General features: G+C 32.5%; 9 protein-coding genes. 5 read left to right on the forward strand and 4 right to left on the reverse strand.

Annotated features, from left to right (window positions below; translation table 11 throughout):
• Nucleotides 1-85: 85 nt before the first annotated feature.
• From WCG23_06665 to rph, 4 genes are all read right to left on the reverse strand, one after another.
• Nucleotides 86-3,988, reverse strand: coding sequence for a GAF domain-containing sensor histidine kinase (locus WCG23_06665; GenBank protein ID MEI8389553.1), 3,903 nt, complete (start codon nt 3,986-3,988; stop codon nt 86-88).
• 223 nt (nt 3,989-4,211) lie between these two features.
• The gene (locus WCG23_06670) at nt 4,212-5,312 is read right to left on the reverse strand and encodes an aminopeptidase (protein MEI8389554.1); all 1,101 of its coding nucleotides are present in this window, start codon (nt 5,310-5,312) and stop codon (nt 4,212-4,214) included.
• Nucleotides 5,313-5,963: 651 nt separating this feature from the next.
• Complete coding sequence (gene hisS / locus WCG23_06675; protein ID MEI8389555.1) at nt 5,964-7,205, reverse strand: histidine--tRNA ligase; 1,242 nt, start codon at nt 7,203-7,205, stop codon at nt 5,964-5,966.
• Nucleotides 7,205-7,942: a ribonuclease PH gene (gene rph, locus WCG23_06680; GenBank protein ID MEI8389556.1), complete on the reverse strand. Its 738-nt coding sequence runs from the start codon at nt 7,940-7,942 to the stop codon at nt 7,205-7,207. The genes hisS and rph overlap by 1 nt, the downstream gene beginning before the upstream one ends.
• Before the next feature lie 155 nt (nt 7,943-8,097).
• On the opposite strand from rph, the gene WCG23_06685 reads away from it, so the two are divergent.
• From WCG23_06685 to WCG23_06705, 5 genes are read left to right on the forward strand one after another with little or no spacing between them, the layout of a single operon-like run.
• Nucleotides 8,098-8,544 (forward strand): hypothetical protein, encoded by a 447-nt coding sequence (locus WCG23_06685; protein ID MEI8389557.1) that lies wholly within the window; start codon nt 8,098-8,100, stop codon nt 8,542-8,544.
• Nucleotides 8,541-9,305 (forward strand): DUF1829 domain-containing protein, encoded by a 765-nt coding sequence (locus WCG23_06690; GenBank protein ID MEI8389558.1) that lies wholly within the window; start codon nt 8,541-8,543, stop codon nt 9,303-9,305. The genes WCG23_06685 and WCG23_06690 overlap by 4 nt, the downstream gene beginning before the upstream one ends.
• Before the next feature lie 25 nt (nt 9,306-9,330).
• The gene (gene metG / locus WCG23_06695) at nt 9,331-11,028 is read left to right on the forward strand and encodes a methionine--tRNA ligase (protein ID MEI8389559.1); all 1,698 of its coding nucleotides are present in this window, start codon (nt 9,331-9,333) and stop codon (nt 11,026-11,028) included.
• A gap of 21 nt (nt 11,029-11,049) precedes the next feature.
• On the forward strand, nt 11,050-11,664 hold the full coding sequence (locus tag WCG23_06700) for a hypothetical protein (protein ID MEI8389560.1): 615 nt from the start codon (nt 11,050-11,052) through the stop codon (nt 11,662-11,664).
• 30 nt (nt 11,665-11,694) lie between these two features.
• On the forward strand, nt 11,695-12,462 hold the full coding sequence (locus WCG23_06705) for a TatD family hydrolase (protein ID MEI8389561.1): 768 nt from the start codon (nt 11,695-11,697) through the stop codon (nt 12,460-12,462).
• Nucleotides 12,463-12,539 lie beyond the last annotated feature (77 nt).

Genomic DNA, 12,539 nt, shown 5'->3' on the forward strand with positions numbered 1-12,539 from the left:
ATGCAGTACAATTTTATTTTATCAGAAACATGTTGAAGTTAATAACCATAATATTAACAATTCAAGCTATAGTGAGAGATGCGAGTTATTCTAAATAGCATAAAGGTAATGAGATATAAAAAGTTGTTCCGTCTTGAGGTCTTGTTTTGAACCAAATAAAGCCGTTATGCGCTTCTATTATTTTTTTTGCCAGAAAAAGCCCTGTTCCTGCACCAATTTTTCTTTCTATTGCCAGTGCCATTTCATAACGTTTGAATATTTTATCTTGCATTTCTTTAGAAATAGCTTTTCCTCCATTATGAACAGAAGTTATAACATAATTGTTTTTTTCATAATATTTAATTTCTACAGGTTCACCTGAGGGGCTATGGTCAATAGCATTTTCAATAACTGTAAAAAAGGCTTTCATTATTTCTGTTTTATCAAGGCTGACAAATAAAGAATCTTTTATTTTATGGAGTTGGATTTTAACAGATTTTGAACTGGCATAATCTGTTAATGTTTTGATATTTTCTTCCAAAATTTTTGATATTTCGTATGTTTCAAAATCGAGTTTTTGTTTTCCTGCTTCATAGTTATAAATATCAACTGATTTGTTTAGCATAATTGAAATATTGTTATTATTATCAATAATTTCTTTTATAATTTCTTTGTTTTTCTCGTTAGCTGTCTTTATAATGGCTTCAAGTGCTAATTTTTCCCCGATAAGCGGCACATTAATATCATGTGCAAGCATTAAAACAAAAGTATTACGCATTTCTTCGGTTTCAATAAATTTTGATATTTCCCAAATAACAGATACGACAGAATCGCTGATTGTTTTTATCAGATTTATTTCATATTTTGACCATGTTCTTATTTCTTCCGCGCAAAGTACAATAAACCCGAATACTTTTATGTCTTTATTGTATTTAACAAGCGGAACTGCTAATAATGCTTTTATTTTATATTTTTCAAAAAAGTCGGAAATATATTCGGGATAACATTCTTGAATATCGTTTATAATAAAAGTTTCAAGATTATGAATAAGATTTAAAAATTGATTTGTGCAGACTCTCGGAAATACAAGATTATTTACTGATAAATCTGCTCTATCTATTACATATTCATATTTTATGTTTAATTCATCAGGATTTATAGTCGAAGACTCAAGAAACAAAGCCCTGTTTAATCCAAATATCTCGGTAATTTTCTTTAAAAGCTTATTATATGCTTGCTTTAAATTCGTTGTTAGTTTTATTTCCGAAATTATTTCTTTTAAAATTCTTTCTTTTTCTGCTGTTTCTTTTTCTTTTTCGTAGAGTTTCGCTTGATAAATACCTATTTCTGTTTGTTTAACAAGGGTTTTTATTAAATCATATTCTTCTTCTGATATAGGATTTGTTTTATTAAAATGAAGAACAAACGCACCTATAACTTCATTTTCACTTATTAATGATATAGCGATAACACTTTTAATATTAAATTCCAGTATATGTTTTTCGACAGTTGTTCCGAATTTATTATTTTCTTTCAGATATTTTTGGGTATCCGGAATGTAAAATCCTTTTTTTTCTATTATATTTAAAGATATCCATTCCAGATCAGAGGATTTGAATAAGCGATTACTGATACTTTTTTCTTCAGGTGATTGAAGATATTCTCCATAATTATAGACATAGCCTTCGAGTTTACCGGTCTCTAATTCATAAATAAAACATCTGCCCGCATCAAAAGTTCTTCCGATTTCAGTAACGCAATTGTGTATTATTTCTTTCCTGTCAAGTGTGCTTCGTATTATTTCAATGATTTTTCTTGATAAAACTTCTCTTTTTGCTGTTTGTTTTTCTTTTTCATAGGTGTAAGCTTGATTTAAAGCTATGCCGAGCTGGTTTGAAATTGTTCTGAAAAAATTCAGCTTTTCACTGCTTAAAGTTTGGGGGGCTTTTGTATAATGCAAAGCAATAACACCTATAATTTTATTGGCAAAATATATTTTCATTGTCAGAGTGGATTTTACGTTATATTCCCGAACATGTTCATAAGCGGGAGTGCCTTGAAGATTATGCTCTTTTATATACTCATTGATATCTGTGAGCAGCAAATCTTCTTTAAGCGCCTCAGAAAGCCAATATTTTTCTTTTTGTTTATCAAAGCTTATGATGCTTTTTACATCAGAAGATGAAAGGTATTCTGTGGTGTTATGAATTTTTTTATTTTCATCTAATTCAAAAATAAAGCATCTGTCAGCATTAAAAAGTTTTCCTATTTCCGTAACAAAGATTTTTTGTATTTCATTAACATCAATAGTTGTTCTAATGGTTTCTATTATTTTTCTTAAAAGTTTTTCTCTTTCTGCTGTTTCTTTTTCTTTTTCGTATAGTTCTGCCTGATTAATTGCTATTGCTGCTTGATCAGCGATACTTTTTAAAAAAATAAGATCCTCTTCAGAAAGAACGACTTGTTTCTTTATGTAATGCAATACAAAAGTAGCAGCAAACCTTCCCTCAATAATAATTGGAACCCCGTAACCGGATTTAACATCGATTAGGTGTAGCTGCTCTGAAACGCCCTGTTCTGCCATTAACTCGCTTATGTCTTTAACAGTTACAATCTTTCCTTCTTTATGCGCAGGTTTTATCCAATTATCAAAGCGTTTGTCAAAAGTATAGCCTATTATACTTTTTACTTCCGGTGATGATAAATATTCTGTATCGGTTGTCAAAAATTCGTCTTTTTCAGCATCAAAAAATCTCATAAAGCATCTGTCCGCATCAAACATCTTTCCTGTTTGAGTTACAATATTTTTTTTAATTTGTTCTATATCAAGAGAGCTTCTAATAATTTCAAGAGTTTTTCTTAAAAGATTTTCTCTTTCGACTGCCTGTTTTTCTTTTTCATAAAGTATTGATTGATAAATTGCTATTCCGACAGCAGAAGCAACATTTTTTATAAAAGTTATATCAGTTTCATTGAGTTTAACGGCTTTTTTTCCGTACATAATGATAATAGCTGCCATTAGCTTGTCTGAGTGAAAAATCGGGAAACCGTAAAACGATTTAATGTTAAACATTTCAAAAACTTCTGTTACAGGTTTAAGGGCATCTTTGTCCAAAGTGAGAAAAGCTTCTTTATCAGGAATAACAAAATCTTTGTTTGATTCAAATGCATTTTTAAAATATTTTAAAAATGCTGTTTTTTCTGTTATTAAGCCTATTATGCTTTTATCCTGAGTAGAGGATAGATATTCGCTGTGTTCATCAATCGGTAAAAATTCATTTTTTTTCTGATCAATTAATCTTATATGACACCTGTCAGCATTAAAAAGTTTGCCAATTTCATTGGCGATACTGTTTTTGACCTGATTAATATCAATATTCCCTCTGATTGTTCGAATTATTGTTCTTAATAAAGCCTCTTTTTGTGCTGTTTCCTCGATTTGTTTAATTGCCTTGCTTTGTTTAAGAGCAATATAAATTTGTTCAACAAAAGTTCGAATAAACTCAATTTCTTTGCTTGAATAAAGTTTTGTCTTTTTAAAATCGACAACAAACAGCATTTTAATTTTATTTTCTTCAAAAAATGCATATCCAACTCCTGATTTCCAGTGGAAATCTATGCAAAATTTTTCAAGTTTAGTACCGTAAAGATTATTTTCTTTCAAGTATTTATGGCTATTGCCGACAAATAAGATGGTTTCATTTTTATTTAAATACAGGTCAATTAATATTTTTGTCCAGTATTCAAAGTCATAGTCTTTTTCAAGATCTACGCCTATCATACTTTTTTTTTCTTTTGCGGATAAATATTCGGAAAATTCGTCTATAAGCAGCGGTTTTTGGTTTTCATCGTATTCAAGAATAAAGCATCTGTCCAGATTCATAACTTCTGATAAGCCGTATACAGAAGATTTTTTTATTTCATTTATATCAATATTATTTCTAACATTGGCGATTAGTTGCCAAAGAAGTTTTTCTCTTTTAATCTGATTAATATTTTCTTTTGTCATGAATACGCCCCGGTTTGAAAAAATTTCAAATCGAATTTGTATGCAATGTTTTTGCAATAAGCCGGTAACAAAAAATTAAACCCGTAATATTGAGGGAAGATTTTAGCTGTTAAGTAGTTATTGCACTTATTTTGCACATAAATATATTTTTATGGAAAAATACATATTTTGCTATAGCACTGTTGGATATGACTTTATTACGTAAAATAAGAATTAATTACTTTTAAATCAAAAATAGACCGTCTTTGTATATTAATTTATCGTCAGCATAAACTTCTGAGCCGTTTTTCATGTTTTTAATAATATCCCAGTGAAGTCCGGAAGTGTTTTTGCCGCCTGTTTCAGGATAAGAAGCTCCTAATGCCAAGTGGATAGAACCGCCGATTTTTTCGTCAAAAAGAATGTTTCCTGTTACATCCTGAATCATATCGTTTGTTCCAAAGGCCACTTCTCCTAAAAATTTTGCGCCTGCATCCTGATTAATCATATTGAGAAAAAAATCTTCGCCTTTTTCAGCAGTAGCGTGGACAACTTTGCCTTTTTCGAATTTCACATGAATATTATGAGATTCGTTACCTCTGTAAAGAGCGGGGAAGTCAAAGAAAATTTCGCCTTCAGCGCTGTCTTCCACAGGAGAAGTAAACACTTCGCCATCAGGGAAATTATTGCTTCCGCAGCAGTTAATCCATTTTCTTCCGTCAACAGAAAGCGTTAAATCTGTTTTTTCTCCGACAATTCTCAGAGTTTTAGTGCCGTTTAAGCCATTAACTAGCCTGTCTTGGCTTTGACCGATTTCTTTCCATTTGGCGACAGGGTCGTCAAGATGGAGATAGCAAGCTTTTATAAGAAATTCTTCATAGTCGTAAATTGACATTTTAGCTTCCTGAGCGAGCGCATTTGTCGGGAAATCGCATATAACCCAGCTTAAAGTTCCTTCTGCCGCTCGACCAAGCATTTTTTCACTCAAAGGTCTTCTTGCTGCGGAAACTTTAGCGAGTTTCTCGGAGGGTACTCTTGCCGCGTTTTTGACATTATAAGGAGCGCCAATAGAAATATACCTGTCAACTTTATCGTATTCCATTGTTGTAAAAGGATCTACAAACTCTAATTGCTTATCATTTGCGAATTTAAAGAAAGTTTCTGACTGTCCGTCCAGTCTTGTTCTTATTATCGGGAATGCCCCTCTTTTCAGAACTTCTTCATAAACCGCCAAAATAAGCGGTTTTGCCTGTGCTTCCGCACTAATTATTACCAGATCGTTTTCTTTAACGTTTGTACAGTAATCAACGAGAACATTCGCGTATTTTTTCCATAAAGTTTGCATTTCTTATACTCCTTATTTACATACTTAGTTTTATTTAAATAAAAATTGAAAAATACTTAAAATTATTGAAACAATAATTAAAATAATAATTAATAAAGGTCCTATTAGTCCAATAAGAAAAAATTTTGATTTTTTAATATTTCCAATGATTATTGCAAAAAGGAAACATACAGGCGTCAATAATATTGAACAAACGAAAACCCAAGTAATAACATTGTTCGTTGAACCGGGGGCATCAAAAAGCATAGGAGACATAACTACAAAAGGAAGTGAGCAAACAATTCCTAGCCCATATATTATCGATATTATTAAGGGGAATGAACTCTTCTTTTCTTTCAACTTTTGCAATCCTTATTTACATACTTTTTTGAGATTGTTTTATATTAACATTTATTCTCTAAATTGTCTTTATCAGCCGAATTATGAATTAGGCTAACTCGAGTTTTAACATAATTAACTAACCTGTCATTCTGAGGCTTGTTCAAAGAGCGTTTCCAAAAAAGTATTTAAGATTAAAAAGCAAAAGGGACAAAGATTTTGCTTTGTCCAATATTACAATAAGAATATTAATTGGAAATGGGGGCTATTTAGAAAGAATTATTTGGACAAATTCAAGGGTAGAGGCCAAATTAGCGGCTGCCGGCATGTAATTTATGCGTTAGATACCGTTTCAATAAGGACTTCTATAGAGTTAATTTTTTGCTGTTCGCCTGTTGTCATGTTTTTAAGCGTATAGAACCCTGAAGAAATTTCGTCTTCGCCTAAAATCACCGCAAATTGTGCTGTTTTGGAAGCTTTTTCAATCTGTTTTTGGAATTTTCTGTTTGCAAGGTCAAAATCACAGGGAATCCCCTCTTTTCTTAGTTTTCCCGTCAGTTCAAAAGCTTGTTTAATATTATTAGTAACTATAAAAGCTTTCAACTGTTTGGACTCAAGAGGAGGCAATAGAGAAATAACTCTTTCCATGCCGAAAGCCCAACCAACAGCAGGAGTGGGAGAACCTCCAAGCATTTCTACAAGGGGATCATATCTTCCGCCGCCGCAAACAGCATTTTGCGCTCCAAGATTGGTGCTTGTGATTTCAAAAACAGTTCTGTTGTAGTAATCCAGACCCCTTACGAGTCTTTTGTTAATTACATAATTTATATTTAAAGCGTTTAAGTACCCTTGCAGGTCAGAAAAATGCTTAACGCAATCTTCGCAAATAAAGTCTTTATTTATTACAGAATCGATTTCGGGACTTAAAAAAAGCTCACCGCATTTTTCATTTTTGCAATCAAGCATTCTGAGAGGATTTTTTTCAAATCTTAAATGACAATCAGTACAAAATTCTGCCAGTTTAGGTTTTACTGCTTCTTTTATCTTTTCTTTATAGGCATTTCTGCATTTAGGACAGCCGATATTGTTTATTTCAAGCGATAAATTCTTTAAACCGAGTTCATCAAGAAGAGTCATTGCAATATTTATAACTTCCGCATCGGCACTGGCATTTTCTATACCGAAAAGTTCAACGCCTAATTGGTGAAACTGTCTTTGTCTGCCTGCCTGCGGTCTTTCATAACGAAACATCGGACCTTTGTACCAGAGTTTTACAGGAGTCGGATATCTGTGCATTCCGTTTTCTATGAAGGCTCTAACCACTCCTGCCGTATTTTCAGGTCTTAAAGTCAGGCTTCTTTCTTTTTGGATGAAAGTATACATTTCTTTATTGACAATATCGGTCGAATCCCCGACACCACGGGTAAAAAGTTCTGTGGTTTCAAAGATGGGAGTTCTTATTTCCTGATAATTTGCGTTATTAAAAATATTTTTGGCTTTTTCTTCAACGTACTGCCAGATGTAGGAATCGCCCGGAAGTATATCTTTTGTGCCTTTAGGGGTTTTAAAGTTCATTAGTTTTCTCCTATACCTAAAGACTGTTTTTGAATTTTAACTATTTCTTTTATGCCTTTTTCTCCCAGATCAAGAATTTTCATCATATCTTCTCTGGAAAAAGGTGCTTCTTCACTGGTTGTCTGAAATTCAAGAATCTTTCCCGATTCTGTCATTACAATATTAGCATCGGCATCAGCGCTTGAATCCTCTGAATAATCAACATCAAGCATTATCTCTCCTTTGATGATGCCTACACTAACCGCAGCAACAGGTTCGATAATGGGAATCTCTTTAATTGCTCCCGAATTTTTTAATTTTGACAAAGCATCATAAAGAGCTATGAAACCGCCTGAAATACTTGCTGTTCGAGTTCCGCCGTCTGCCTGGATTACATCGGCATCAATCGTTATAGTTCTTTCTCCGATTTTGGTCAAATCCACACAAGCTCTCAAGCTTCTGCCTATAAGCCTTTGGATTTCTTGAGTTCTTCCTGAGATTAAAGTTCCCCTGTCACGGTTTACTCTTGAGTGGGTAGAACCGGGAAGCAAAGAATATTCTGCCGTCAGCCAGCCTTTTCCGCTGTCATGAAGAAATCTTGGCACTTTGTTTTCAACAGTTGCCGTTACTATGACTTTTGTATCTCCAAATTCCACAAGTACAGAGCCGTCTGCATGTTTTGTGAAATTTCTTGTGAATTTAACGGGTCTTAATTCTTCAAGCCCTCTGTTATCTTTGCGTGAAATTATTTCCTGCATTAGTCCTTCTCTTTCTCAATAAGATAAGTAATAAAAAAATATTTTAAATTTTTATCATTTATCACTGTTTTTTATGCTAAATTAATCTATAAATATAGTATCTGAAAAACATACTTTGATGTATATGTAAACAATTAACTTTTAGGTTATTTAAGATGAGTGAACTTAATATAAGTCAAGCTGAAGCGGATTTTTTGTTTAAAATGGAAAAAATCTCTGAAGATGATAAAGAATGGGAACTGCCAATTAGCGGAGGTAATATTATAGTTCCGTTAGTATCTAAAGATAAAAAAGAAAATTTTTCTTTAGATATTTATCAAGGTCGTATTGATTTATCAAGAAGAAAGTATCAAACGCGAACCAGACAAGTTATTATTTTGGCGCGTCTTGATTTTAGCAGTCCTCATCGAAATCCTGATGGAAACGATATTGGTGTTCCTCATTTACATTTATATAAGGAAGGTTATAATCATAAATGGGCATATCCTGTACCTAATGATATTTTTGTTGATATAAATGATAATTGGCAAACTTTATTTGATTTTATGAAATTTTGTAATATTTCAGAATCGCCAAATTTTAAAAAAGGTTTATTTTCATGATTAAAGATGTTAAAAATTTATTGGATGATTATTATAAGTGGTTAAAAGATAAAACTGTTTTAAAAGAATTAGGGGAATATTGTGAAATTACCACTCCTTATCTTGATAGACATAATGATTACATTCAAATTTATTTAAAAAGAAAAGATAATAATTTTATTTTAACAGATGATAGTTATACAATAACCGATTTGGTTCAGACAGGGTGCTCTTTGGATAGTCCTAGGAGAAAACTGCTTTTACAGGCTACTTTAAACGGCTTTGGTGTTAAGCTGGAAAAAGATGCATTAATAGTTAAATCTACTGTTGATAATTTCCCTCTTAAAAAACATAATCTTGTTCAGGCTATTTTAGCCGTAAATGATATGTTTTATCTGGCCACGGCAAATATTAAAAGCCTTTTTTATGAAGATGTAAGAAATTGGTTGGATATTTCGGATATTAGGTATTCTGAGAGAATTACATTTTTAGGACACTCAGGTTATCCTAGAACGTTTGATTTTCTTATTTCAAAATCTAAAGAAGCTCCGGAAAGAATTATTAAAACAATAAATAATCCAAGTAGAGGTAGTGCTGATAATTTAGCATTTGATTGGCTAGACACAAAAGATAATAGACCTGAAAATTCAAAAGCTTATGCAATTATTAACGATTTAGATAGAAAAGTTTCAAGTTCAATTATTGATGCTCTTGAAAATTATAATATTAAACCTGTTTTGTTTACAAAAATTGATAAAATGAAACAGGAATTAGCTGCTTAAAACATGATAATCTAGGGGTAAAAATGTGGAAAAATTTTATATAACGACAGCTATTGACTACGTAAATGCGCCTCCGCACATAGGACATGCCTATGAGAAAATCGCTACGGATGTTTTAGCCAGACACTTCAGGCAAAGAGGAATACCTGTCTTTTTTCTTACCGGATCGGATGAACATGGAATTAAGATAGAAAGAACTTCAAAAGAAAAAGGTCTTACTCCTCTGGAATTTTGTGATGAAATTGCGCAAAAATTCAAAGAAGCGTGGGAATTGCTGGATATAAAATACGACAGGTATATAAGAACAACAGAAGCTGACCATAAAAAAGTAGTTCAACATATCTTTAAAACCCTTGTGGAAAAAGGCGATATTTATAAAGCTGCTTACACAGGGATTTACTGCGCAGGCTGTGAAAGTTTTTTAAACGAAAGAGACCTGACAGAAGACGGTTTGTGTCCTGACCATAAAACAAAACTTCAGGAAGTGAAAGAAGAAAACTATTTTTTCAAACTTTCAAAATACAAAGAAAAAATTATCGAACATATAAAAACAAATCCGAGGTTTATTCTTCCTGAATTTAGAGTAAATGAGTTGTTAAACCAGCTTAAAGATATGGAAGATTTTAGTGTTTCCCGCTCGAAAGAGGCTGTTTCATGGGGAATTCCTGTTCCTGATGACGATACTCAGATTATTTATGTGTGGATTGATGCTCTTTCAAACTATCTTACAGGCATCGGATATCTTAAAGATGAGGCATTGTTTAATAAGTTCTGGTCTGCAAATGTTCATATGATTGGAAAAGATATTCTGAAATTCCATTCAATCTATTGGATAGCAATTCTTATGGCATTAAAAGAAGTTGAAGAAAAAATTACTCTGCCTGAAACAATTTTTGCGCATGGCTGGATTACTGTCGACCAAACCAAGATGAGCAAAACTCTCGGTAATGTCATAGCTCCAAAAGCAGTTCTTGATGCATATAATATGGATAAGCCGGATGCTCTAAGATATTTTCTGATGACCACGACACCTTTTGGAAGAGACGGCAATTACAGCGATGAGGACTTCAAAAACAAAGTAAATGCTGATCTGGCTAATAATCTTGGAAATCTTCTCAACAGAACTTTGAGCATGCTGATTAAATATTTTGACGGTGAGATAAAACCCGAACATATAACTGAATCAGAGAGTAATTTGCTTGCAGAGCTTACCGAAAATAGACAAAAGATTATAGTACAAAATTTTTATATATATGAAATTTCTAATGCTGCTGAAACAATTATTAAATTAGCTGATACAGCAAACGAATATTTACAAAACAAAAAACCTTGGAGTTTAGCAAAAGAAGGAAAAATGATCGAATGCGGACAAGTTTTATACAATGTTCTTGAAACTTTAAGACATATAAGCATTATGATTTATCCTTTTACGCCCAATATTGCTCAAGATATGTGGATTCAACTTGGACAGCCAGATAACATTGAAGATGTTAAATATGCAGAAATATCTGAACTAGAAGATTGGGTAGAAGAAGAGCATGAACATGAAATAGGTGGTGCATCTACTAAAAGATTTTATACACCTACAAAAGAAAAGAATCACTCTAAGCTAGAATGGGGCGGACTGCAAGCAGGAAAAATAGCTTCTGTCGAAACGGTTAAACCCGTATTTCTCCGCCTTGACTCAGAGATTGCCGGCGAAGATAAAAAAAGAAATAAATAAAATAAAATTTAAAGGTAAATAATGAAATATAAAAAACTTATAAAAAATATTTTTATTGCTTTGTTTATAACTTTTTTACTTAATGCCTTGTATCTTCCTGCTGTCTGTGAGGTTCTTAACGGAGAAGTGTCTTTTGATTGGACGTTTAAAAATCAGGAAGAAAGAAACAAAACTATTAATTATTATTACAAACTTCTCTTTGAAAATGTTCAGAAAACTATTGATAAACAAACATTCGCCGAAAATAAAAAAGATAAAGACAGAATTTCAAACGAATATTTCCTCAAAAACAATCTGCTTTCTATGCAGGACAGAAAACTTGCAGGATTTTATATTTTTAAGAAAATTTTATATATCTACGCAATAAAATATGAAAATAAGAAAAAAAATATTTATTATTATGATGCGATGGGCAATTTAAGGTATTTTGACGTACTGGAAAAGCCTTATGATGAGTATCCCTATAAATCATACCAGTATAACGACAAAGGAAACCTTGTCGGCGTAACTTATTATATTTCTGAAGATGACCAGTATGCTTTTAAGGCAAACGGGGAATTTTATTGCCGCTGGTATGAGGACAAATGTTATGATAAAAAAGCAAAAATGATAATAACAAGAAAATTACAGGAATAATTTCAGCTTTTATGTAAGGTTACTATTTTTATGAATTACAAACTTATAGACACACATGCTCATCTCGATTTTAAGGATTTTCAGGATAATATTGAGGAGATTCTCGAAAATTCAAAAGCTGTCGGCGTTGAAAAAATAATTATCCCCGGTGTAACGCTTGAAGATATGCATAAAATAATAAACTTAATAGAAAAATATGATAATTTGTATGGTGCAGCAGCGATTCATCCTTCTGAAGCGAAAAGCTGGCAGGAAGAATATTATGAACTCTTTAAAGAATATGCCCAACATGACAAAGTTGTGGCAATTGGGGAAACCGGGCTTGATTATTATCACGATGCGACATTTAAAGAAACCCAGCAGCATGTGTTTAGAAGGCATCTTGAACTTGCAGAAGAATTAAATATTCCTGTAATTGTACATGACAGAGAATCCCATGACGATGTTCTGGCTATTTTAAAAGAGTTTCCCGAGGTAAAAGGAGTTATGCACTGTTTTTCGGGAGATGCCGATTTTGCAATGAAGTGTATAGAACTCGGATATTTTATTGCGCTTGGAGGACCTGTAACTTTTAAAAATGCAATAAGTCCTAAAGAAGTTGCTCAAATAATTCCCATTGAAAAACTTGTTCTGGAAACAGATTCACCGTTTTTAGCGCCGCATCCGTTCAGGGGGAAAGAAAATGACCCTTCTAAAATCATTCTGGTTGCCGAAACTATAGCGGAAATAAAGGGTTTAAGTGTTGAAGAAGTTGCGAATATAACTTCTTCTAATGCTGAGAGACTTTTTGGAATCTAATAATCGGCTTGAGAATCAAGTTAATATAATATGCCGTAGAAATCGGACAGAAAAAAATATAAGTTATCATCCTTTCA

Source organism: bacterium (assembly GCA_037147175.1).
In the GTDB taxonomy this organism is placed as follows: domain Bacteria; phylum Cyanobacteriota; class Vampirovibrionia; order Gastranaerophilales; family UBA9971; genus UBA9971.

Bases quoted from the DNA above. Each gene is read 5' to 3' on its own strand.
- WCG23_06665 (MEI8389553.1), bottom strand. From the start codon at position 3,988: ATGACAAAAGAAAATATTAATCAGATTAAAAGAGAAAAACTTCTTTGG.
- WCG23_06670 (MEI8389554.1), bottom strand. From the start codon at position 5,312: ATGCAAACTTTATGGAAAAAATACGCGAATGTTCTCGTTGATTACTGT.
- hisS (MEI8389555.1), bottom strand. From the start codon at position 7,205: ATGAACTTTAAAACCCCTAAAGGCACAAAAGATATACTTCCGGGCGAT.
- rph (MEI8389556.1), bottom strand. From the start codon at position 7,942: ATGCAGGAAATAATTTCACGCAAAGATAACAGAGGGCTTGAAGAATTA.
- WCG23_06685 (MEI8389557.1), top strand. From the start codon at position 8,098: ATGAGTGAACTTAATATAAGTCAAGCTGAAGCGGATTTTTTGTTTAAA.
- WCG23_06690 (MEI8389558.1), top strand. From the start codon at position 8,541: ATGATTAAAGATGTTAAAAATTTATTGGATGATTATTATAAGTGGTTA.
- WCG23_06700 (MEI8389560.1), top strand. From the start codon at position 11,050: ATGAAATATAAAAAACTTATAAAAAATATTTTTATTGCTTTGTTTATA.
- WCG23_06705 (MEI8389561.1), top strand. From the start codon at position 11,695: ATGAATTACAAACTTATAGACACACATGCTCATCTCGATTTTAAGGAT.